This is a genomic window from Cupriavidus sp. PB-02 (assembly GCF_058252315.1).
On sequence record NZ_CM177695.1, the window covers coordinates 553,015 to 574,404 of the forward strand.

The window sequence follows — 21,390 nt, forward strand, 5'->3', positions numbered from 1 at the left end:
CCTGCCTTCTGGCGGAACCTTCTAGCGGCCGTTGATCCGGGTGAAATCGGGCCGGCGTTTTTCGCTGAAGGCCGTGAACGCTTCCCGCGCTTCATCGCTTTGCAGCCGCTTCGTGAACACAGCGCGCTCAGCGCCCATCTGCGACGCGAGTTTCTCCACGTCGCGCATGAGTTGCTTCATTGCGGTCATGGATCCGTACGGCTTCGCCGCGATCCGTTCCGCCACCCGCCTTGCTTCGCTTTGCACGTCGGCATTCGGCATGACCTTGTTCGCAATCCCCCAGGCCAGTGCCGTGGCCGCAGGCAGGGGCTCTCCGAACGCGAACATCTCGAAGGCGCGCGCGTGGCCGATGCGCAAGGGAAGAAGGTAGCTCGAGGCGGCTTCCGGTACCAATGCCAGGTTGATGAAGGGCGTGATCAGCTGGGCATCCTCGGACAGGATCACGTAGTCGCAATGCAGCAGCATGGTCGTGCCCACCCCCACCGCCTTGCCCTGTACCGCGGCGATCACCGGGACACTGGTGCTGGCAATGTTGTGGAGGAACCGGGCGACATTGGGTTCGGCCGGTCCGGACCCTGCGGCCTGAGCGGCGAATTCACCGAGGTCGTTGCCTGCCGTGAACGAGTCGCCCTCGCCCTGGATCACGATGACCCGCACTTCCTGATCGGATGATGCACTGTCGATCGCGTCCGCCATGACGCCGTACATCGCATTGGTCAGGGCGTTCTTCTTGTCCGGCCGGGAAAGCGTGATTGTCAGTACACCGGCGGTTTGATCGAGTTTCACTTCAGTGTGCATGCCTGGGCTCCTTGGTACGGTCGTTCAGCAACGGGGTTATTTCGCATACGAAGTATATATATTTCGTGTGCGAAGTAAACCGTGGCGATGCGCCGGTCTCGTCACCCGTGCAATCACCGCCAAGCGCTACGCCGGCATTCCAGTCATTTCGATTCATGTGATGACCGGCGCAGGGCGTCATGCGAGGGCGCCGTCGGGGCAGCTTCGACAACACAGCAACCCTCGTGGCCCGGGTTATCCGCGAAGGCCCTTGCCTCCTATAGTCCAAGCACGGTCGCTCTCACTGACGCTGTCAATGCATGCGAGGACCGCTTCGCTCACTTTCACGAGGCATCCGTCATGGATGCGAGGCATCGCCGCCGACCCCAAGGACGTTGGCTGCACCTGTCCAATCCCAACCCTGTTAATGGAGTTCTATTGTGAAGACAAATGCCACGAACGACATGAAGCTCGAAGTTGTCGTCATCCCCGTTTCGGACGTGGATCGCGCCAAACGCTTCTACGGCGGGCTGGGCTGGAAGCTCGACGCCGACTTCCCTAAGGGCGACGCGTTCCGGGTCCTGCAGTTCACGCCTCCAGGCTCGCCGTGTTCGATCCACTTCGGCACGGGAATCACGTCCGCCGTGCCGGGCTCGGTACAGGGACTCTATCTCGTCGTGTCCGACATCGAGGCTGCGCGCGCCGAGCTCGTCGATCGCGGTGTCGAGGTGAGCAAAGTGTTCCACCGAGCCGTCGGTGAACCCCCTCAGGATGGCCCGCATCCGCAGCGGCAGACCTACTCCTCGTACGCAACGTTCAGCGACCCGGACGGCAACAGCTGGCTGTTGCAGGAGGTCACTGCGCGATTGCCCGGACGCGTGAATGCGGACACGACATTCACCTCGTCGACTGAACTCGCGGCCGCGCTCAGGCGTGCAGCGGTTGCGCATGGCGAGCACGAGAAGCGCAACGGCGGCAAGCACGATGAGAACTGGCCGGACTGGTACGCGGAGTACATCGTGCGGGAGCAGTCGGGCGAGGAGCTGCCGGCGTAAGCAGCGGCAGCGACCTGATCGTTTCCAGCGGCGAGGCGCTCAGTCTCCGCACCTGTGAATGAACTGCGTCATGGCAGGCAGGATGGAATTCTGGAATCCCTGGCCGGCGAAAGTCCCGTAGTGACCCACGCCATCGACGACCAAGTGTTCTTTCCGGTCGGCGGCAAGGCCTGCGCAGAGCGCGTGCGCTGCTTCGGTCTGGCCGCGGCCGGTGATGTCATCCTCGCTGCCTTCGATGGTCAGCAGGGAAACGTTCGTAATGGCCTCGGGATAGACACGGCGCTGGCCGACTTCCATGCAGCCGCGGCACAGGTGATGCTCCAGGAAAACCTTCTGGATGGTTTCCAGGTAGTACTCGGCCGGCACGTCGAGCACGGCGTTGTACTCGTCATAGAATCTGCGATGCCTGGCAGCCTCGTTTTGCCTGCCATCGACCAGGTGACGGTAAAAATCAAGGTGCGCACCGGCGTGGCGTGCGACGTTCATCGATATGAAGCCTGCAAGCTGAAGGAAGCCCGGATAAACCCGGCGTCCTTTTCCCGGGTAGCCGGCTGGCACCCGTTCGATGACGTTTGACTCGAACCACGGCAGCGAATACTTCTGCGCGAACTGGTTGACCGCCGTCGGGCTTACGCGGGTGTCGATCGGCGCGGCGATGAGGGTCATGGAGCGGGGCTGCGATTGCTCGCTGTCTTCGGCCATCTGGGCGATCGCACAGAGCACCGGGACCCCCGGCTGACAAACCGCCACGACATGCGTGCCGGCGCCGAGGTATCGCAAGAACTTTTTCAGGTAATCGACATAGCCGCCAAGGTCGAAGAAACCTGCATCATGCGGGACAAGGCGCGCATCGGCCCAGTCGGTGATGTAGACATCATGCTCGGGCAGCAATGCTTCGACCGTCGGGCGCAGGAGGGTGGCGTAGTGGCCCGAGAGCGGTGCCACGAGCAGGACCCGGGGACCAGGACAGGGCACGTCTTTCCTGAAATGCAACAGCCGGCAGAAGGGCTCGTCGATGACCCCTGTCTCGGTAACGGCCACCCGTTGCCCGCGGACAATGACTTCATCGATCGCAAAGCGAGGTTTGCCATAGGCCTTCGTAAGCCGGGTGAACAACTCGAATGCGGCGTCGGCCTCGCGGATCCCCGGAAGCCAGGCGACCGACTCGCCCCAGAAATTGACTGCACGAGAGCCTGCCTCGATCATCGCCCCGAGCGGTTCGAGCGACTGCAGCGTGAGTTCACGCAGAGCATAGAGCGCCATGGCAATTCCCGCCTTTTGAATAGGGTTGGTGTGTTGTTTTGAGGCCGGAGCCGGCAAACCGGGCAGAGACCAGTGCCCCTTTGCCGGCGCTGCGCGAGGATGAGCGCGCTCGTCAGCGGCAGGGCCGACTTCGTGCAAGGTGGGTGGACGGGCGGCAGGCGTCTGCCGCAGGTGCGTCAGTGGGAAGGTGGCGCTGGCGCACCGGGAAGTGCTGCGCGCGACTCAGGTGCCTTCGATGTCGAATTGACTGGCTGCGGGAGGCGCCGGTCTTGCCGTTACGGCAGGCGCGGCCGGTGCGGGCACGGCCCAGGTTGCACGCGGATCGGCTGGAATGCTGCATGACTTCCCCCCACCACTCAAAGCCACCAACACTGCATCGCAATGCCAGCGGAACGACGTGCATTTAAGTTACGCGATTTACATTCAGTAACATATTCGATCTAACCCTATTGCAACGCTTTGCATATTTATTTCGCAACGAAAGTCTGAAGATGGCGCACTCCGATGCGAATGTCGGGCCGGGCGGAGGCACGATGTGATCTTCTATCTACAAAGTTCCGAACGCAGCCCGGTCACCTGCAGTGCTATTTGTAAATCTTTGAAAGTTTCGTGACCGGGTTGGGATAGCCCGCGACTATCGACTAGGTTGAAAGCCCTGGGTCGTCTCGATGAGGGCTCAGGAAAGACGGTTCATAGGCCGCGTGGCCAGCGTTATCCCAGGAGGGTGTCCCATGCTTCAGAACAGTGACGTCGCGACCAGGATTCCGGCGCAAGACCTCGCACGAGCAAGATCCTTCTATTCGAGCAAGCTCGGTCTGGAACCGGTTGAGGAACGCCCCGGCGGCCTGCGCTACAAGTGCGGCAACAGCTATTTCGTGCTCTTCAAGTCGGCTGGCTCGGCCTCTGGCAGTCACACCCAAATGGCCTGGGAGGTCGATGACATCAAGGCAACGGTTAACGAACTGCGGCAGCGGGGAGTTGCGTTCGAGGAATACGATCTTCCCGGCCTCAAGACCGTCAATGGGATCGCTGAGGTTCAGGGAAACTATCCGTCCAAGGGTGGTGTGGGCGAGAGAGGTGCCTGGTTCAGGGACAGCGAGGGCAACCTCCTTGCTATCGGGCAGCCGATCAGGTGAGCGGGTCGGCGGCCACAGCGTGCTGGCGCGCACCTGGCAAGCTGTGTCTCTTCGCCAATGTCGCCTAATCTTGTGTCTTAGCGATCAGCGAGTGGAAAACTCATCAAGAGTCGCAACGCGTACATTTTCGGTCCGGGGCTGACGGAAGGTGTCATCACCATGCGACTCTCACTAATAGTCAGTGGCGCCATGCTGGCGCTTTCGGCATGTACATTGGCTCCGGCCGACACAGGCGCATTTACAGTCATGGGGCCGGCCAGCTTCGATCGCACGTTCACCGCAGCAGCCGGGGCAATGCGCGACCAGGGCCTGGCGATCAGCGTCGAGGACCCGGTCAGTGGCGTGGTCGTCGGCAGTCTGGATACCAGGACGGTGATGGCCGGTGTTCACCAGCAGGCAGACGGCCACGTGCGGGTGGAATTCGACAGCATGGCTGCAAACGATCCCGCGTTGATGGCGCGCATTTCACGCAGCTACAACCGCCGCATGGGGCGCTGAAATCGCGTCAGAGGTCGAGCAATTGCATTACTTCAGTTCGCAATGCATGCACAACCCCGGCGGAATTCCGGCGATCTTCAGCGTATGCGAAGCCCGCACCGCGGCCGGCAGGGTTTCCGCCGAGATCAGGCTGAATCCGTATCGGGCGAAGTAGCTCGGGCAGTTGCTGGTCGCCAGCACTGCGCGACGGATTCCCAGCGTGCGTGCGCGCATCAGGACAGCGTTCACCAGGTGTGTCGCGACACCTTGCTGGCGGTATTCCCGCAGCACGGCGACGGATCGGACGACGGCAATGTCGTCGTATTTCTCGGCGCCTGCGCATCCCACGATCTGGCCATTCAGGACAGCGACATGGAGTGAGTCAATATCGGATGAAATATCGTGGAAATCTAACCCGCATTCCGCAAGCACCTTGGCGACTGCTGCCAGATCTTCCGTGGCTGCAGAGCGGATGCGTAATTCTCTGATCATATCTAGTGAAGCCTGTCGCCGCTGTCCCTCGTGCACAGGCGACGTTGATGTAATTTTGTTGCGACCGCGAAAGTACCGTGCCGGTTGCGTTTCGCCAAGCCTTACGGACAAGGGGAAACCCGCAAATTACGGGTAATCACGGACGAGGGCTACATTTGAGAATTGGCTTTCCGGCACTCGCGGCGATGAATCGCTACCAATGGCCGTCCAGGCCGCCCGACCCACGCCGATCGGCAAACCGTTCCACCAGAAAATCCACCAGCGCTCGAACCTTCTCCGGCCGGTTGTTCCGCGCCGGAAACACCAGGTAGATATCCGCCGGCGAAAACTGCCATTGCGGCAACACCCGCCGCAACGCGCCGCTGCGCAAATGCTCCGCGACGTCCCACTCCGAGCGCACGATCAACCCTTGCCCATCGAGCGCCCACGCCAGCGCGGATTCGCCGTCGTTGGTACTCATGGTGCCGCGGACCTTGATGGTTTCCTGCTGCGCGCCGTTGCGCATGTGCCAGGTGCCAAAGGTCTCGTCGGCCTCGCGGATGAAGATGCAGTTGTGCCGCGCAAGCTCGCGCGGGCTGGATGGCGCGCCGGCCGTTTCAAGGTAAGACGGCGCGGCGCAAAGCAGACGGCGGTTGTTGGCCAGCAGCCGCGCGGTCAGCCGCACATCGGGCATCTCGCCGAAATGGATCAGGGCGTCCAGGCCCTGTTCGACCAGGTTCAGCGGGCGGTCGCTCAGGTAGAGCTGGACCTCGACCTTGGGGAATTTGCGTGAAAACGCCGACAGTGCCGGCGCGATATGCCTGCGCCCGAACCCCAGCGTTGCCCCGATCTTCAGCAGCCCGTGCGGCGTACTGCTGCTGCCGGCGATGGTGCGCTCGAGCGCTTCCATTTCCGCGAGGATGCGTGCGCCTTCCACCAGGTAGTTTTCTCCTTCCGGCGTCAGGCTGATACGGCGCGTCGTCCGGTGCAGCAGCCGCACGCCCAGGCGGGCCTCGAGACCCGCAAGCCGTTTGCTGACCGCTGGCGGCGTAACGCCGAGTTCCTGCGCCGCACCGGCTAGGGTTCCGTGCTTGTTGATGCACATGAAGAAGGCGAGGTCGGAGAAATTGTCCATTGGTGAATCATAAGAACTAAAGAAGTAACGCAGGCTGAATTATGTTTGTTCGGGTAAATGATACGATGGATTCCATAACGATTCATACCCATAGGAGACACTCGTGAAGCTTGCCCACCTCACCGCGCTGCTGGTTTGCGCCGCCGCCATCGGCACCGCCTCTGCCCAGTCCTACCCCCAACGCCCGGTCCGCCTGATCGTGCCGTACGCCCCCGGCGGCAGCGCCGATATCGCCGCGCGCCTGGTCTCGGAGGCCTGGTCGAAGAGCCTGGGCGGCACCATCGTCGTGGAAAACCGTGCCGGCGCCGGCGGCAATATCGGCGTCGATGCCGTCGCCAAGGCCCCCGCCGATGGCTACACGATCGGCCTGCAGACCGTTTCGCTGGCAATCAACCCGGGCCTGTTCCCACGCATGCCGTACGACACGCTGAAGGACCTGTCCCCGATCGGCATGGTCGCGAGCTCGCAGCATGTGCTGGTGGTCAACAACAATGTCCCCGCCAGGAACCTGAAGGAACTGATCTCGGTGGCAAAGGCCAAGCCCGGCAAGCTGACCTATGGCTCCGCCGGCAATGGCAGCACCTTCCATATGTCCGCCGAGCTGTTCAAGTCCGTCGCCAACGTCTCCATCGTCCATATCCCGTATCGCGGCGGCGGCCCGGCGCTGGTCGACACCATTGCCGGCCAGGTCGACATGAGCTTCCCGGTGGTTTCGGCCGCCCAGCAGCATGTCACGGGCGGCAAGCTCAAGGCGCTCGCCGTGACTGGCTCGAAGCGCACGCCGCTGCTGCCGGATGTCCCGACCGCGGCTGAGGCGGGACTGCCCGACTACACCTTCGAGACGTGGTTCATGGTGTTTGCGCCGGCCGGCACGCCCAAGCCGGTCGTCGACAAGCTGAACGCCGCCCTGAACACGGCGCTGGCAACGCAGGCGAACAAGGACCGGATGCTCAAGGAAGGCTTCGAGCCGACCCCGACCACGCCCGAGGCCGCGCGCCAGCGCCTGGAAAAAGAAATGCCCATGTGGGCCAGACTGATCAAGCAGCGCGGCATCACCGCGGAATGACTGTAGACAAGGCAGTAGCAATGACCCACAAGACCCTATACCAGAAGCTGGTCGACTCCCACACGGTTGCCAGGATCGATGACGACAACGTGCTGTTGTACTGCGACTTGCACCTGATGAACGAGTACACCAGCCCGCAGGCCTTTGCCGGGCTGCATGAGCAAGGCCGCGGTGTGCTGGTCCCGGGACAGAACGTCTCAGTCGTCAGCCATATCATCCCGACGCATCCGACGGCGATTCGCGTGATCGCGGATCCCGCCTCGGCGCTGCAGGCCACTAACCTGCGCGACAACTGCAACCGGCACGCGATCCCGCTGTTCGACACCAACGACACGCTGCAAGGCATCGAGCACGTGATCGCGCCCGAGCACGGCATGATCCGGCCGGGCATGGTGGTGATCTGCGGCGACAGCCATACCACGACCTACGGTGCGCTGGGCGCGCTGGGTTTCGGCATCGGTACCTCGGAGGTCGAGCATGTGCTGGCGACGCAGACGCTGGTGTACCGGATGGCAAAGACCATGCGCATCCGCGTGGACGGTAAGCTCCCGGTCGGCACGACGGCCAAGGACCTGATCCTGAAGATCATCGCTGCGATCGGCGCACAGGGCGCGCGCGGCTATGTCGTCGAGTATTGCGGAACGGCCATTCGCGACCTGAGCGTCGAGGCGCGCTTTACGCTGTGCAACATGACCGTGGAAGCCGCGGCGCGCGGCGCGCTGATCGCGCCGGATGCGGTGGCCATCGACTATGTGCTGCGCCGTGCGGTGGACATCGACGGTCCGCAGCGCGACGCTGCGCTGCGCTACTGGGAAACGCTGCAAAGCGATCCGGACGCGCGCTTCGACATGGACTTTGTGTTCGATGCCAGCGATATCGAGCCGTACGTGACCTGGGGAACCAGCCCGGACCAGGCGCTGCCGGTTTCCGGACGCATTCCGTTCCCGGAAGACCAGATCGACGAGGCGGAGCAGCGCTCGGTCGAGCGCGCGCTGGCATACACGCACCTGCAGCCGGGCGCGGCGCTGGAAGGCACGGCGATCCAGCACGTCTTTATCGGCTCATGTACCAACGGGCGCATCGAGGATCTGCGCGCGGTTGCCAGCGTGGTGCGCGGCAGGAAGGTGGCCGCAGGGGTCAGGGCCATGGTGGTGCCCGGGTCGGGTGCGGTCAAGGCGCAGGCCGAACGCGAAGGCCTGGCCGATATCCTGACCGCCGCCGGCTTCGAATGGCGGCAGCCGGGCTGCTCGATGTGCCTGGCCATGAACGACGATGTGCTCGCCGACGGCGTGCGTTGTGCTTCCACCACCAATCGCAATTTCGAGGGCAGGCAAGGGCGCGGCGCCATCACGCACCTGATGAGCCCGGCCATGGCTGCCGCAGCGGCGGTCACCGGCGCCATCACCGACGTCCGCAAGCTGGAGATCTCCCATGTCTGAAAACACCTGCATCACCGGCAAGGCCGCCGCGATCCGCTTCGAGAACCTCGATACCGACCAGATCATCCCCAAGCAGTTCCTGCGCGGGATCGACAAGTCCGGGCTGGCCCAGGGCATTCTCTACGATCACCGCTTCGATGCAACCGGGGCGTTGCGCCCGGACTTCGTGCTGAACCGGCCCGAGTATGCAGGCACCAGCATCCTGGTTGGCGGCGCAAACTTCGGCTGCGGATCGAGCCGGGAGCACGCGGTGTGGGGGCTGCAGCAATTCGGCATACGTGCCGTCATTGCCCCGAGCTTCGGCGAGATCTTCTACTCGAACGCGATGAACAACCGGCTGCTGCTGGTGATGCTGCCGCGCGACGTGATCGAGCCCTTGATGAACGACGTGGACGCGAACAGCGACAACGCCATCAGCATCGATGTCGAGGCGATGCGGGTGCGCACGCCTGCGGGAGAGTATCCGTTCGAGCTGTCGGCCCGGCATCGCCGCATGTTCCTCGAAGGCCTGGACATGATCGGCCTCTCGCTGAAACAGCGCGGGGAGATCGAGCAGTTTGCCGAGAAGTACTGGGCGCAGTTCCCGTGGGCCAGGGATGTGGCCAGGCGGACGCGGGACCGGCTGGGTGCGACCTGAACGGCCGCAGCCGGTGGGCTGGCGGCCCCGGCGGCCGGCCATGGTGTTGCCGGTCGGCCCTGGCCGTGCTCTCGTCGTCTCTCCCGGAACACGGATTTCTTGTCCATACTGAACTTGCCCGGCGGACAGGCTCGGCACCCTGTGAACAACAAGCCTATGGGAGAGAAACCGTGTTCAAGCACATTTTGCTGGCCACAGATGGCTCGGAACTTTCAAGATTGGCAATGACGGCGGCTATCGGCTTTGTCAAGGAAGGCGGCGCGAAGCTGACGGCCTATACGTGCATGGAGGAGTATCCCTACCTGTCGTCAGGCGACGCCGGCCATCCGCGGCGCAAGGCGTTCGAGGAACAGGAAGCCGCCCGTGCCGGCGCTCACCTTGCCGAGGTCGTCGCTGCGGCCGAGGCCGCGGGCGTCACGTGTGCCACCGATATGACGACATCGGTACCCTACAAGGGGATTATCGAAGCTGCCGACAGGCACGGGTGTGACGTGATCTTCATGGCATCGCACGGCCGGCGGGGTCTGGAAGGCCTGCTGGTCGGCAGTGAAACGCAGAAGGTGCTGACGCACTGCCGGATTCCTGTCCTTGTCTATCGTTAAGGTGCTTGTGGCCGCGGACGTTCTGGTCGGCCAATGAAGACGCATTGACGGGGATATCGCGCCCCCGTCGTCGCCGCGAGTGCTCGTCAGAACACTCGCGGGAAAAGCCGCGCAGCTGCTTCCCAGCACGTGAGCGAGTGCGACACCTATCGCAGAATGCGTCAGGGAGGAACCTGCCATGACCGAGATCGACAAGGACAAGGTCGTCGGCGTGCTGAATCGGATACTCGAAGCCGAACTCGCCGGTGTTGTGCGCTACACGCACTATTCGTTTCTGATCTTCGGTTTCGGCCGCATTCCCATCGTGTCATGGCTGCGCGAGCAGGCCAACGAGTCGCTGCTGCACGCGCACCAGGCCGGCGAGTGGATCACGACCCTCGGCGCCTATCCCTCGCTTGGCCTCGGCGAACTGCTGGACAGCCACACGACCGATATCGGCATCATCCTGCGCGAGTCGCTGGCGACGGAAATGCAGGCGCTGGAGCTGTACCGCGAGTTGCTCACCCTGGTCGAGGACCGCTCCGTCGCACTGGAGGAGTATGCGCGCCAGTTGATCCAGCTCGAGGAGCTGCATGCGGGGGAGGTCGAGAAGATGCTGCGCAAGCCCGGACAGGCGGCGGAGGCGCCGCGCAAGGGCTGACCCGGGCACATGGGTATGGCGCGGGGTCTGCGCCAGGTTACACCCCGCAACATTCAGGGTTTGGTAATCAGGCTACTGCTGCATCGACGATGGCGGCAGCCTGCCGATATCGATCTGCCCCGGCTGGCGAGGGAGCTTGCCCGGCCCCTCGTCGTGCATGGGCGTCGAGCGTTCCTGTCTTTCAGGCGATTGCTTTGCCGGCGGCACTTCACGCATGTTCGGCGGCTCTCTTCGCGGTGCTTGATGTCTCATGATGCCCTCTCAGTGTCCAGATGAGTACGCGATGAAATATCGCACCCAAACTCATTATGCAACCGTCGTGCCAGCGCATGCCATTGGTGGCGAACGCCAGGCTTCGGACACTTCGATCTGCCTGTCAGCCGGTCCTTCCGGCAGAGCGTGGATGGCCCGGAAGCAATGCCGGCGCGCAAATCTACCGATTTTGTAAGCCGGCAAGAACGCAGATCCTCGCTCCGATGCCACTGACGGTCGTTCCCTGATGGCTCGCAGGCTCGTCAGGTCGATCGGCCGGGCCGGGCACGAAATCTGCACCCCTCTTCCTCAGCGTGCAAAGGCAGGCCTTGCGCGCAAGTTTTTCCCATACGGAGGAGCACCATGGAAGAGATTGAAACCAGAAGCACCTACAACACCGGATTCGGGTCGAACCCGCAGCAGGAGCCCACTTTCGGCGAGCGGGCGTCCGGTGACACCAGCCGACGCCCGCAGGGCGCTTCATCGTCGGCAAAATCTGCCGCCTCGCAGGAGCTTGCGCGCGAGCTAGAGCGGCTGCTGGATCGCCTTCCCGGGCTTTCCGGAGAAAGCCTCGAGCAGGCAAAAGCGGAATTTGTCGAACGCGCGGCAAAGTCCAGCCGTACCGCGGCGGAACTGGCCGCCAAGTCTGCGGACGTCGCCCGTCGAATGACCGGACTCGTCAAGAACGAGTGGGAGGTGGGGCGAGAGCGTGCGGAAACGCTTGTCCACGCCAATCCGATCTCTGCTGTCGGCGTGGCGCTTGGTGTCGGCGTGCTGCTGGGCGCGATACTGTTTGGCAGCTCGCATCGACATGGCGGGGAGCAGTGAAGGTGTGAGCCCAGGACGCCAGGGGCGCGCTCGACAGGCCGCCCCGGTTCGCCCGCTATGTACGTAAGTTATCGTTGCGCCGCGTAGCGCTGCTGCAGTTCGTCAAACGATAGCAACTGGCCGGCAATCGCACTGGCGGCAACGGTAGGCGGGCTGGCGAGCCATACTTGCCCCGGTCCGGATCGACCCGGGAAGTTCCGGTTGATCGAGCTGACCGTCACCTGATCCGCGCTGACCGACGATCCCGGGCCGCAGTTGGCGCAGGCACCGCAAGAGGGCTGGAGTATGCGGGCGCCGACAGCGTTGAAAGTCTCCACGTAGCCCTTGCGGTTGCAATAGTCCCGGACATCGGTGGTGCCGAACTGCAGGTAGAGGGTGACGTGAGGGGGGACGCTCAAGCCGTGCTCCACGGCCCAGTGCAGGACCTCGTGGTACAGGTCGAAGTCCTCCCGCTTGCCGGCCGTGCACGATCCTCCGTAGGCAATATCCACTGGCACGCGCTGGTCCAGCGTCGCCAACGGCAGGCCGTTCCCCGGATCGCCGGGGCGCGCCACCATGGGACCGAGCGTACGGCAGTCGATCTCGAGCGTGGCCGCAAAAGCGGCATCATCGTCGCTGCGCATCCATGGCTCGACCACGAACTTGATGCCACGGCGCTCCTCGAGGAAGCGGACTGTCTCCGCATCCGGCGCGACAATGCCGGTAAAGCCCCCCAACTCGGCGCACATATTCGTCAAGGTGGCGCGCTCGTCGATCGACATCGCGCAGACTACGGGGCCGGTGAATTCGAACACCTTGCCGACCCCGGCGCCTGACTTGATCTCGTCTTGCGCCAGCAGATGAAGCACAACATCCTTTGCCGTGACGCCAGGCACTAGGGCACCGTGCAGGTTGACCCGGATGCATTGCGGCATCGTCATGCGGACCGCGCCCGTCACGAACGCATTGGCCATGTCGGTCGTGCCAACGCCGAAGGCCACGCACCCCAGCGCCCCGCTATGGGGTGTGTGGGAGTCGGTGCCCACAATCACCTGCCCTGGCAGGGCATAGCGTTCCGCCATCATCGCGTGGGAAATCCCGGCGACATTGCTGCCGTCATCGCCGCGGGACTCGTCCTCGGTCAGGGTCCGGTGGTATCTGAGGTGATAGGTGCGAACGAAGTCTCGTTGCGCCGCGCACATCCTGGCGACGTTATCCACCAGGCCGCCACGCACGTGCGCCGGGCTTTCCAATACGTAGGAAGTGTGATCCTCGAAGACGACGATATGGTCGGCGTCCTTCAATTGAAGCGGTTTGCCGAACGTAGCGTGCAGCATGTGGGCGCACATGCCGGTGTAGTACTCGTGAATGAAGCGCCAGTCGGCGCGCACGAATACGCCGTCGCCCGGATTGGGCTCTGCCGGCGTGACAGGCGTGGCGAGCAGATGCCGGTGGACGACTTTCTCGAACAGGGTTCGCGGCCCCGCGGGCATGGCCGGGGTCGCTTTACCGACATGGCTGAGGTATTTTTGCCCGAACTTCAGAAGCCCGCCGTTCAGCAGGACGGATGCGGCCAGTGCGTCGCGCCCGGCCACGAGCGTGTCCAGCTCGATGGGCTCCCCTTTTTCCAGGCGGGGAATGAGACTGAAATCCGTCGAGGTGAACAGGCCGATGTTGTCGGCGTTCTGGCGGTAAATGCGCTCGAAGCTTTTGGCGATGACCAGGCGGATGCCCGCGAGCTTTTCCGCCGCGGGGCTATGTTCCCGCGAGGAGCCCTTCCCATAGCGGTTGCCTGCGACCGTGACTGAAAAGCCTCCCTCGCGAATCGCGTTGGCCGCGATCGGGAGTGTGCCCTCGACCTTGTATCCCGTATAAGGGTAGCGGCCGAGCGCATCGTCATAGTGCGTCAGGATCGGTACTGGCGTGATTTCGTCCGTGGAGACGTCGTCTCGCAGGGAACTCGCTTCCTCCACGGTCACCGCGTGGCCCTGGAACTGTCTCTCCATGACCGCCGCTGAGTCGGCAAGGAACAGAATGCGGCCTGATGGCTCAAGGGCGCTCATGCAAGTCTCCGGTGGGGTTTTGGGAAACTTTACTTGCCGTTGAGCGGGGACCCGAAGCGCTGATGCGGCATTCCGGATATCCGTCGACGACATATCAGGGTAAACCCTTGCGTATCCAGTGCGCTGGCTCGGAGGTTAGTATCAGGCGACATTTCGGCTTCCTCGCATGGGCCTACTGAAGCATGCACCGCATCGATCCGGTCAACATTCAACTATTCCTGGCAGCCGCTCGCGAAGGTTCCATCAAGCGGGCGGCCGAAACCGAGCATATTGCCCAGTCGGCCCTGAGCCGGCGCATCGCCGAGCTGGAGCGCACTTTGGGGGTGGTCCTGTTTGTGCGATCTCCCTCCGGCGTGGTCCTGACCGATGCGGGGGCGAGAGCGCTGGAGCTGGGCCGGAAGCTGAACGAGGATATCGCCAGCTTCGCGCGTGAGGTGCAAGACCTGGGCGACCAGGTTGCCGGCATCGTGCGCCTGTCCGCGAGCCCGTCCGCCATCATCGGGTTCCTGCCGGAGCGGCTGCACGCGTTCAAGGCGGCGCACCCGCTGGTCGAGATCGCGCTCTACGAGCGATCAACGGCTGAGACCATCCGCGCCTGCCTCGATGACCGTGTCGACATCGGTATCGGGGTCGCGGCCAAGACGCCTGCCGGCCTCGAATCGTGGCAGTTTGCCAGCGACCCGCTCAATGTCGTGATCCCGTCGTCGCATCCGTCGGCCAGGCGCAAGCGGATACGCTATGCCGAAGTCCTGGAGCATCCGCTGGTGGTTGTTCAACCCGGTGGCGCGCTCGACCAGGAGCTGAGGGAGCAGGCGGCAAATCTACGGCTTCCCTTCAACCAGAGCGTGGCGGTCTCCAGCTTCGAGGCCGCTTGCCGCATGGTGGAGGCGGGGCTGGGCATCGCAGTGCTGCCAGCCAGCGCAAGCGCCGCCTATGCCGGCACCCGCCGCTTTGTTCGCATTCCGCTGGATGAGCCATGGCGCGAGCGCCAGCTCCTGATCTATGCCCCTTACAAACAACCGCGGCTGCGGGCAATTGCCGCGGTGATCCGCGCGCTCCAGCCACAGGGGGTAGTGGACGGTATGCCAGGCTGAGATACCCGGTCCAGCCGATTAGCACTCTGCCCGACAGCGGCGCAACACTAAACTCCGTCCCAAAGGGCACTGTCCCCAGTGCTACTTAATAAACGGAGACAAGGAATGCCGACTTCGCTGTTTCGACAGGCGTGCAACGCGTTTGCCGCCCTGACAACCCTTGCCGTCTTCGGCGGCCTGAACGTGCCCGCCCACGCGCAAGCCACGGATTCGAAGCCGGTCAGGCTCATTGTTCCGACCCAGCCAGGTTCGCAGGCCGACGCCGTGGCGCGCGCGCTGAGCCAACCCCTTGGGAAGAACCTTGGTCACTCAGTGGTGGTCGAGAATATTGCCGGCGCTGGCGGTGTGCCGGGTACCCAGCAAATCGTCAGGGCGCCGAAAGACGGGTCGACCCTCGGATTGATTTCGTCGAATCACGTCATCAACCCGTTTATCTACAAGAACCTGCCCTATGACTCGCTGAAGGACATTACCCCCATCATGGTTATCGGCACGCTGCCACTGGTGCTCGTCGTCAATCCTGCGGTGGGTGCGAATACGGTAAAAGAGCTGATCGCCCTGCTGAAGTCGAAGCCGGGCGAGCTGAACTATGGCTCATCAGGGAACGGCACCGTCCTGCACCTGGCCGGGCAACTCTTCGCCAGTGAAGCGAAGGTCGATATCCGGCACGTGCCATACAAGGGGGCGGGCAACTACACCACCGACCTGATCGGTGGCCAGGTTCAGCTCGGGTTTCTCACGGTGCAGGCCGTCTTGCCGCTGATCAAGGCCGGCAAGCTGAAGGCCATCGCGGTGTCCACTGCGCAGCGAGTTCCGACGCTGCCCGATGTGCCGACGCTTGCCGAGTCGGGGCTTCCCCGATACAGCTTCGACGCGTGGCTCGCGATCGTCGGTCCTGCCGGGATGCCGAAGCAGAGCGTGTCGGAGCTGCAGTCGAAGATCAAGGCCACGCTGCAGGAGCGCGACGTCCAGGAACACCTGGCGGGGCAAGGCGTGGTGGTGACCGCGACCGGTGCCGACGCGGCAGTGCCGTTCTTCAAGAGCGAGCTGGACAAGCACGCGCGGATCGTGAAGCAGGCAGGCGCCACGCTGAATTGACGAGGATCGCGCGCAATGAACTCGACCCGCACTGCCTTCACCAGCGACTTGTCCGACCTCCATGGCGATCGCGTACGTGGCTACCCGAGTCCGTTCACCAGCTATGGCGGCTGCGTCGCGTTCCACGGCGTCATCGAGACGATCCGGTGCTTCGAGGATCCCAGCCTGATCCGGGCATGCCTGGCAGAGCCCGGCCACGGCAGGGTCCTTGTCGTCGATGCCGGTGGCTCCAGGCGCGTGGCGCTGCTGGGGGACAGGATGGCGCGCCTGGGCCACGACAACGGATGGGCCGGCATCATCCTGCATGGGGCCATCCGCGACCGTCTGGCGTTGGCGGAGGTGGACTTCGGCGTCTTCGCGCTAGGGGCTGTCTCGGTCCGGGGCGAGAGCCGTGGAACCGGGGAGCGAACGGCCACGCTCGAGATTGCGGGTATCCCCTTTGCTCGGGGGAGCCATGTCTACTGTGACGCGGACGGAATCCTGACTGCGGAAACGTCCCTTGATCCAGGCGCGTAGTCTTGCGGCCGGCTCAACGACCGCATGCATAGATCAGGAAGTCCCGCAGCGCCGCCGCCGCGGGACTCAGTTCCGCATCCTTGCGCCAGAGTATGCCAACTTCCATGTCCGGGATTGACGCGGACAGCGGCCTGGCTTCGATCTCCTTGCCTTCCAGGGACCAGGGGCGGAACACCATATCCGACAGTACCGTAATCCCGAAGCCATGCGCGACGAGGCCGCGCAGGGCCTCCATCGACGTCGTGCGGAATGCCACGTTCGGCGCAAGCCCCTTCGACCGCCAGTACCGCAACGTGGATGCCTCGCCTTCGTCGACCGTCAGCAGGATGTACGGAAACTCCGCAACCTGCCGGAGTGACGGCGCGTCCCCCGCCAGCAGCGGATGCCCCGGTGACGCCCAGAGCTGGCGGCGCGACCGGATCAACGTGCGATGGGAAAACCGCCCGAGTTCCGGGACATTGGACAGCAGCACGATGCCGAGTTCGATTTCACCGCCGAGGATGCGTTCCTCGACCTCGGCGCGATGGAGGTCGCGCAGGTCCAGGTCCACGTTGGGGTAATGGTTCCGGAATCGCGCCAGCAGTCCAGGCAGGAAATACCCCAGCACCGTATAGGTGGCGGCGATGCTGACGCTGCCCGCCATGCTGTCCAGCCTGATGCGCGGCTGCCTGAGCGCATCGTCGACGGATTCCAGGATGCGCGTGACGTGCTGGTAGAGGTGGTTGCCTTCGGCCGTCAGCGCCACGCCGTGTGGCAGCCGGTCGAACAGGCGCACGCCAAGCAGCTGCTCCAGCGCAAGCACGGCATTGGTAATGGCCGACTGCGACACATGTTCCTCGATAGCAGCCATGGAGAACTGCCCGGTCGCGGCGGCGGCGCGGAAGTAGCGCATCTGCCGCAGCGTGATCTCCTTTGCCGCTGGGAATGCACTTTCCGGGACTGACATTTTCCGGCTGCCGGAGCGAGGATCGCGCTTCTGCGCAGACATATGGAAATCGGATACCTGCTGTCTGAAATTGTGATTTTACGATATGTCCAACGCTTTCTACACTGGCACGACATATCCATAAAAGCAGCTTGTGACCCCGGAGACCACGTCTGTGAACAGTCCTCTTTCCCCCCAATCCAAGCAGGCGTTGGTCGACACCCTCGCTGAGGCAAGCCTGGACGACAAATACACGCTGCCCAAGGGCCGCGTGTACCTCAGCGGAACCCAGGCGCTGGTGCGCTTGCCGCTGCTGCAGAAGGAACGCGATCGCGCGGCGGGGCTCAATACTGCCGGCTATATCTCAGGCTATCGCGGGTCCCCGCTGGGCGCGCTCGACATGGCGCTATGGAAGGCCAGGCAGCATCTTGCCGGCAGCGACGTGGTGTTCCAGCCGGGCATCAATGAAGACCTGGCTGCCACCGCGGTCTGGGGCACGCAGCAGCTGAACCTGTTTCCCGACGCCACCCGCGACGGCGTCTTTTCGATGTGGTACGGCAAGGGGCCGGGTGTGGACCGGTCGATGGACGTGCTGAAGCACGCCAACGCCGCTGGCTCGGCGCAGCACGGCGGCGTCCTCGTGCTCGCGGGAGACGACCATGCCGCGAAGTCGTCGTCGGTTGCGCACCAGTCCGAGCACGTGCTGCTGTCGGCAGGCATTCCCGTTCTCTATCCTTCCACCGTGCAGGAGTATCTGGACTATGGCCTGCACGGCTGGGCGATGAGCCGCTACTCCGGCCTGTGGGTGGCGATGAAATGCGTGACCGACATCGTCGAATCGACTTCCTCGGTCGAGATCGACCCCGACCGTGTCCAGGTGGTACGGCCGACCGATTTCTCCATGCCGGCGGAGGGCCTGAACATCCGCTGGCCGGATTCCCCGCTGGCACAGGAAGCCAGGCTGCTGGACCACAAGCTGTACGCGGCGCTGGCCTATATCCGTGCGAACAAGCTGAACCAGATCGTGCTGGACCCGGACCAGCCCCGGTTCGGCATCATGGCGGCAGGCAAGGCGTATCTCGACGTCCGCCAGGCATTGCTCGACCTCGGCCTGGACGACGACACCTGCCGCCAGCTTGGCATCAGGCTGTTCAAGGTCGGCTGCGTCTGGCCGCTCGATGCCCAGGATGCGCGCGAGTTTGCGACCGGGCTGGACGAGATCCTGGTTGTCGAGGAAAAGCGCCAGATTCTCGAGTACGCCCTCAAGGAGGAACTGTACAACTGGCGCGAGGACGTGCGCCCCAAGATCTTCGGCAAGTTCGACGAGCGGGACAACCAGGGTGGGGAATGGTCGGTGCCGCAAGGCCAGTGGCTGTTGCCCGCGCACTATGAGCTGTCGCCGGCCCTGATCGCCAAGGCCATTGCGAGGCGCCTGGATGGATTCGAGATGCCGGCAGAAGTGCGTAGCCGGATCGTCTCGCGCATCGCCATCATCCAGGCCAAGGAGCGGGAAGCGTCCCGGCCCCGGCTGGCGGTAGAGCGCAAGCCGTGGTTCTGCTCCGGCTGTCCGCACAATACTTCCACGCGCGTGCCGGAAGGCTCGCGTGCGATGGCCGGCATCGGCTGTCACTACATGGCGATGTGGATGGACCGGAATACCGACACCTTCAGCCAGATGGGCGGGGAGGGCGTGGCCTGGGTCGGCCAGATGCATTTCACCCGGGAGAAGCATGTTTTCGTCAACCTGGGTGACGGGACCTACTTCCATTCCGGCCTGCTGGCCATCCGCGCCGCCGTGGCGGCCAGCGCCACCATCACCTACAAGATCCTGTTCAACGACGCGGTCGCGATGACCGGCGGGCAGCCTGTCGACGGTGTCCTGACGGTGCCGCAGATTGCCCACCAGGTCAGGGCGGAATCGGTTCGGGAGATCGTTGTCGTGACCGACGAGCCGGAGAAGTATGGCAATGGCGAGATGCTGCCGTCGGACGTCAAGGTATTCCATCGCGACGACCTGGATGCGGTACAGCGCCGGCTGCGGGAGGTCGAGGGCGTCACCATCCTGATCTACGACCAGACCTGCGCCACCGAAAAGCGCCGTCGGAGGAAGCAGGGCAAGTACCCGGATCCCGCACGGCGGGCGTTTATCAACGATGCCGTTTGCGAAGGGTGTGGCGACTGCTCGGTCAAGTCGAACTGCCTGTCGGTCGAGCCTCTGGAAACCCCGCTGGGCACGAAGCGCGCCATCAACCAGTCGTCGTGCAACAAGGATTTCTCCTGCGTGAACGGCTTCTGCCCAAGCTTCGTGACGGCAGAAGGGGCGCAGCTTCGCAAGCCCGGCACGCTCGGCAAGGAAAGCGCCGGCGCGGGCGGTGAGCTCCCGCTGCCGCAGATCCCGGAGGTCAATGGTGCTTACGGGATCCTGGTGACGGGTGTCGGGGGCACTGGCGTGGTTACGATTGGCGGGCTGCTTGGGATGGCCGCTCACCTGGAACGCAAGGGCGTGACCGTGCTTGACATGGCAGGCCTGGCCCAGAAGGGTGGCGCCGTGCTCAGTCATGTCCAGATCGCCCGCACGCCGGACGCCTTGCATGCCACGCGCATCGCCACGGGCGAGGCAAGGCTGGTGATCGGTTGCGACGCGATCGTGTCGGCATCCGCGGAAGTCCTGTCCAAGGTCCAGCATGGCCGCACCAGTGCTGCCATCAACAGCGCGCGCACGCCAACTGCCGAGTTTCTGTCCAACCCGAAATGGACCTTCCCCGGGACCTCCGCGGAGCAGGATATCAGGGGCAGCGTCGGGGATGCCTGCAAGTTCCTGGACGCTAACGACTGGGCCCTGACGCTGCTTGGCGATGCCATTTACTCCAACCCGCTGCTGCTGGGGTTTGCCTGGCAGCAAGGATGGGTACCGCTGGTGCTGGAGAGCCTGATGCGGGCGATCGAGCTGAACGGCGTGTCTGTCGACAAGAACAAGCAGGCCTTCACCTGGGGGCGGATGCTCGCGCATCTGGGCGAAGCGCAGGTACGGGCGCAGGTTGGCGCCGGCGCCCGACAGAAGGTGGTCGCCATTCCCGAAACGCTGGACGCGCTGGTTCGCCGCCGGGAAAGCCTTTTGACCGACTACCAGGACGCTGCCTACGCAAGGATGTACCGCAACGCGGTCGACCGGATTCGCGAGACCGAAGACCGGCTTGCAAGCGGCCGCAAGCGCCCGCTGACCGAGGCGGTAGCGCGGAACCTGGCCAAGCTGATGGCCTACAAGGACGAGTACGAAGTGGCTCGCCTGTACGCCGATCCTGCATTCAAGGACAAGCTGCGTGCGCAGTTCGAAGGCGAGCCCGGCCGTGACTATCAGCTCAGCTTCTGGCTGGCGCCGCCGGCATTGAGCAAGAGCGCCCAGGGGCAGCCACGAAAAAAGCGCTTTGGCCCGTCGACCATGACCGTGTTCAGACTGCTCGCGCGGATGAAGTGGCTGCGCGGAACGAAGCTCGACCCGTTTGGCAGGACGGAGGAGCGTCGCGCGGAACGCAGGCTGGTGGACGAGTACCTGGCGCTGATTGAAGAGTTCGCGCGCACGCTGACCGCAGACCGGCTGGACACCGCCATCCAGCTCGCGGGCCTCCCTGACGATATCCGTGGCTTTGGACACGTCAAGGAAGCGTCCATGCGGAAGACGGCGATGAGGCGCTCCGAACTGCTGGATCGGTATCGAACCGGCCGCGTGGCGGCAAGCGACAACGCGCAAGCGGTGCAGATGGCGTGAATGGTGGGGTGTCGGCGGATAGTGCTGGAAGGATCCATCCGAGCACATGCGCCGGGAACGTCGGCAATTTTTGATGCTGGATGCTTTCTGGCTGGAATATTCGGCCTGGCCTGCGTGTTTACCAAGCAGGGCAGGAGCGCCTGCCTGGCGTGGCGTGCACTATGCTGAATT

Annotated in this window: 20 protein-coding genes; 13 read left to right on the forward strand and 7 right to left on the reverse strand. The window is 63.7% G+C overall.

From position 1 onward, the window contains the following. Positions 1-21: 21 nt before the first annotated feature. The gene (locus tag AC10V3_RS23300; protein WP_022537763.1) at positions 22-798 is read right to left on the reverse strand and encodes an enoyl-CoA hydratase; all 777 of its coding nucleotides are present in this window, start codon (positions 796-798) and stop codon (positions 22-24) included. A gap of 443 nt (positions 799-1,241) precedes the next feature. Between AC10V3_RS23300 and AC10V3_RS23305 the strand changes: the two genes are divergently transcribed. Continuing rightward, complete coding sequence (locus AC10V3_RS23305; protein ID WP_051369947.1) at positions 1,242-1,832, forward strand: VOC family protein; 591 nt, start codon at positions 1,242-1,244, stop codon at positions 1,830-1,832. 39 nt (positions 1,833-1,871) lie between these two features. On the opposite strand, the gene AC10V3_RS23310 is transcribed toward AC10V3_RS23305, so the two are convergent. Next, positions 1,872-3,095 (reverse strand): polyhydroxyalkanoate depolymerase, encoded by a 1,224-nt coding sequence (locus tag AC10V3_RS23310; protein WP_490924058.1) that lies wholly within the window; start codon positions 3,093-3,095, stop codon positions 1,872-1,874. Between the two features lie 731 nt (positions 3,096-3,826). Between AC10V3_RS23310 and AC10V3_RS23315 the strand changes: the two genes are divergently transcribed. Next, entirely contained in the window at positions 3,827-4,231 is a 405-nt protein-coding gene (locus AC10V3_RS23315) for a VOC family protein (protein ID WP_022537766.1), read from the forward strand. A gap of 159 nt (positions 4,232-4,390) precedes the next feature. Next, positions 4,391-4,729, forward strand: a complete 339-nt coding sequence (locus AC10V3_RS23320) for a hypothetical protein (protein ID WP_022537767.1) — start codon at positions 4,391-4,393, stop codon at positions 4,727-4,729. Between the two features lie 27 nt (positions 4,730-4,756). Here AC10V3_RS23320 and AC10V3_RS23325 read toward each other — a convergent pair whose 3' ends face one another. Together AC10V3_RS23325 and AC10V3_RS23330 are read right to left on the reverse strand one after the other, a co-directional pair. Beyond that, positions 4,757-5,200 (reverse strand): GNAT family N-acetyltransferase, encoded by a 444-nt coding sequence (locus AC10V3_RS23325; RefSeq protein WP_022537768.1) that lies wholly within the window; start codon positions 5,198-5,200, stop codon positions 4,757-4,759. 193 nt (positions 5,201-5,393) lie between these two features. Beyond that, a complete protein-coding gene (locus AC10V3_RS23330) occupies positions 5,394-6,314 on the reverse strand; it encodes a LysR family transcriptional regulator (protein WP_022537769.1) in 921 nt (306 codons plus the stop codon). A gap of 103 nt (positions 6,315-6,417) precedes the next feature. On the opposite strand from AC10V3_RS23330, the gene AC10V3_RS23335 reads away from it, so the two are divergent. The 5 genes from AC10V3_RS23335 (at position 6,418) to AC10V3_RS23355 (ending at position 10,698) form a co-directional block, all read left to right on the forward strand. After that, positions 6,418-7,380: a tripartite tricarboxylate transporter substrate binding protein gene (locus AC10V3_RS23335; RefSeq protein ID WP_022537770.1), complete on the forward strand. Its 963-nt coding sequence runs from the start codon at positions 6,418-6,420 to the stop codon at positions 7,378-7,380. Positions 7,381-7,400: 20 nt separating this feature from the next. Further along, the gene (leuC, locus tag AC10V3_RS23340; protein ID WP_041681690.1) at positions 7,401-8,819 is read left to right on the forward strand and encodes a 3-isopropylmalate dehydratase large subunit; all 1,419 of its coding nucleotides are present in this window, start codon (positions 7,401-7,403) and stop codon (positions 8,817-8,819) included. Further along, complete coding sequence (leuD, locus tag AC10V3_RS23345; RefSeq protein ID WP_022537772.1) at positions 8,812-9,456, forward strand: 3-isopropylmalate dehydratase small subunit; 645 nt, start codon at positions 8,812-8,814, stop codon at positions 9,454-9,456. Before leuC ends, leuD begins: the two co-directional genes overlap by 8 nt. A gap of 170 nt (positions 9,457-9,626) precedes the next feature. Continuing rightward, on the forward strand, positions 9,627-10,058 hold the full coding sequence (locus AC10V3_RS23350; RefSeq protein ID WP_022537773.1) for a universal stress protein: 432 nt from the start codon (positions 9,627-9,629) through the stop codon (positions 10,056-10,058). Between the two features lie 178 nt (positions 10,059-10,236). Continuing rightward, a complete protein-coding gene (locus AC10V3_RS23355; protein ID WP_022537774.1) occupies positions 10,237-10,698 on the forward strand; it encodes a ferritin-like domain-containing protein in 462 nt (153 codons plus the stop codon). 72 nt (positions 10,699-10,770) lie between these two features. On the opposite strand, the gene AC10V3_RS23360 is transcribed toward AC10V3_RS23355, so the two are convergent. Then, positions 10,771-10,950 (reverse strand): hypothetical protein, encoded by a 180-nt coding sequence (locus AC10V3_RS23360; RefSeq protein WP_022537775.1) that lies wholly within the window; start codon positions 10,948-10,950, stop codon positions 10,771-10,773. A gap of 363 nt (positions 10,951-11,313) precedes the next feature. Here AC10V3_RS23360 and AC10V3_RS23365 point away from each other — a divergent pair, with 363 nt between their 5' ends. Further along, the gene (locus AC10V3_RS23365) at positions 11,314-11,778 is read left to right on the forward strand and encodes an ElaB/YgaM/YqjD family protein (protein WP_022537776.1); all 465 of its coding nucleotides are present in this window, start codon (positions 11,314-11,316) and stop codon (positions 11,776-11,778) included. Positions 11,779-11,846: 68 nt separating this feature from the next. Here the strand turns inward: AC10V3_RS23365 and AC10V3_RS23370 are convergent, their stop codons facing one another. Then, the gene (locus AC10V3_RS23370; protein ID WP_490924059.1) at positions 11,847-13,820 is read right to left on the reverse strand and encodes an aconitase family protein; all 1,974 of its coding nucleotides are present in this window, start codon (positions 13,818-13,820) and stop codon (positions 11,847-11,849) included. A gap of 182 nt (positions 13,821-14,002) precedes the next feature. Here AC10V3_RS23370 and AC10V3_RS23375 point away from each other — a divergent pair, with 182 nt between their 5' ends. The 3 genes from AC10V3_RS23375 to rraA all read left to right on the forward strand — a co-directional run bounded on the left by AC10V3_RS23375 (position 14,003) and on the right by rraA (position 16,528). Next, on the forward strand, positions 14,003-14,914 hold the full coding sequence (locus AC10V3_RS23375; protein ID WP_022537778.1) for a LysR family transcriptional regulator: 912 nt from the start codon (positions 14,003-14,005) through the stop codon (positions 14,912-14,914). A 105-nt stretch (positions 14,915-15,019) separates the two neighbouring features. Continuing rightward, the gene (locus tag AC10V3_RS23380; protein WP_022537779.1) at positions 15,020-16,012 is read left to right on the forward strand and encodes a Bug family tripartite tricarboxylate transporter substrate binding protein; all 993 of its coding nucleotides are present in this window, start codon (positions 15,020-15,022) and stop codon (positions 16,010-16,012) included. A 15-nt stretch (positions 16,013-16,027) separates the two neighbouring features. Continuing rightward, positions 16,028-16,528, forward strand: coding sequence for a ribonuclease E activity regulator RraA (gene rraA, locus AC10V3_RS23385; RefSeq protein ID WP_490924060.1), 501 nt, complete (start codon positions 16,028-16,030; stop codon positions 16,526-16,528). Positions 16,529-16,541: 13 nt separating this feature from the next. Here rraA and AC10V3_RS23390 read toward each other — a convergent pair whose 3' ends face one another. Continuing rightward, positions 16,542-17,474 (reverse strand): LysR substrate-binding domain-containing protein, encoded by a 933-nt coding sequence (locus AC10V3_RS23390; RefSeq protein ID WP_022537781.1) that lies wholly within the window; start codon positions 17,472-17,474, stop codon positions 16,542-16,544. A gap of 154 nt (positions 17,475-17,628) precedes the next feature. Here AC10V3_RS23390 and AC10V3_RS23395 point away from each other — a divergent pair, with 154 nt between their 5' ends. Continuing rightward, the gene (locus tag AC10V3_RS23395) at positions 17,629-21,219 is read left to right on the forward strand and encodes an indolepyruvate ferredoxin oxidoreductase family protein (RefSeq protein WP_454752715.1); all 3,591 of its coding nucleotides are present in this window, start codon (positions 17,629-17,631) and stop codon (positions 21,217-21,219) included. Positions 21,220-21,390 lie beyond the last annotated feature (171 nt).

What these genes read in the sequence shown, in the direction of transcription:
- AC10V3_RS23300 (WP_022537763.1), bottom strand. Translation starts at nt 798, where the DNA reads ATGCACACTGAAGTGAAACTCGATCAAACCGCCGGTGTACTGACAATC.
- AC10V3_RS23305 (WP_051369947.1), top strand. Translation starts at nt 1,242, where the DNA reads ATGAAGCTCGAAGTTGTCGTCATCCCCGTTTCGGACGTGGATCGCGCC.
- AC10V3_RS23310 (WP_490924058.1), bottom strand. Translation starts at nt 3,095, where the DNA reads ATGGCGCTCTATGCTCTGCGTGAACTCACGCTGCAGTCGCTCGAACCG.
- AC10V3_RS23315 (WP_022537766.1), top strand. Translation starts at nt 3,827, where the DNA reads ATGCTTCAGAACAGTGACGTCGCGACCAGGATTCCGGCGCAAGACCTC.
- AC10V3_RS23320 (WP_022537767.1), top strand. Translation starts at nt 4,391, where the DNA reads ATGCGACTCTCACTAATAGTCAGTGGCGCCATGCTGGCGCTTTCGGCA.
- AC10V3_RS23325 (WP_022537768.1), bottom strand. Translation starts at nt 5,200, where the DNA reads ATGATCAGAGAATTACGCATCCGCTCTGCAGCCACGGAAGATCTGGCA.
- AC10V3_RS23330 (WP_022537769.1), bottom strand. Translation starts at nt 6,314, where the DNA reads ATGGACAATTTCTCCGACCTCGCCTTCTTCATGTGCATCAACAAGCAC.
- leuC (WP_041681690.1), top strand. Translation starts at nt 7,401, where the DNA reads ATGACCCACAAGACCCTATACCAGAAGCTGGTCGACTCCCACACGGTT.
- leuD (WP_022537772.1), top strand. Translation starts at nt 8,812, where the DNA reads ATGTCTGAAAACACCTGCATCACCGGCAAGGCCGCCGCGATCCGCTTC.
- AC10V3_RS23355 (WP_022537774.1), top strand. Translation starts at nt 10,237, where the DNA reads ATGACCGAGATCGACAAGGACAAGGTCGTCGGCGTGCTGAATCGGATA.
- AC10V3_RS23360 (WP_022537775.1), bottom strand. Translation starts at nt 10,950, where the DNA reads ATGAGACATCAAGCACCGCGAAGAGAGCCGCCGAACATGCGTGAAGTG.
- AC10V3_RS23365 (WP_022537776.1), top strand. Translation starts at nt 11,314, where the DNA reads ATGGAAGAGATTGAAACCAGAAGCACCTACAACACCGGATTCGGGTCG.
- AC10V3_RS23370 (WP_490924059.1), bottom strand. Translation starts at nt 13,820, where the DNA reads ATGAGCGCCCTTGAGCCATCAGGCCGCATTCTGTTCCTTGCCGACTCA.
- AC10V3_RS23375 (WP_022537778.1), top strand. Translation starts at nt 14,003, where the DNA reads ATGCACCGCATCGATCCGGTCAACATTCAACTATTCCTGGCAGCCGCT.
- AC10V3_RS23380 (WP_022537779.1), top strand. Translation starts at nt 15,020, where the DNA reads ATGCCGACTTCGCTGTTTCGACAGGCGTGCAACGCGTTTGCCGCCCTG.
- rraA (WP_490924060.1), top strand. Translation starts at nt 16,028, where the DNA reads ATGAACTCGACCCGCACTGCCTTCACCAGCGACTTGTCCGACCTCCAT.
- AC10V3_RS23390 (WP_022537781.1), bottom strand. Translation starts at nt 17,474, where the DNA reads ATGTCAGTCCCGGAAAGTGCATTCCCAGCGGCAAAGGAGATCACGCTG.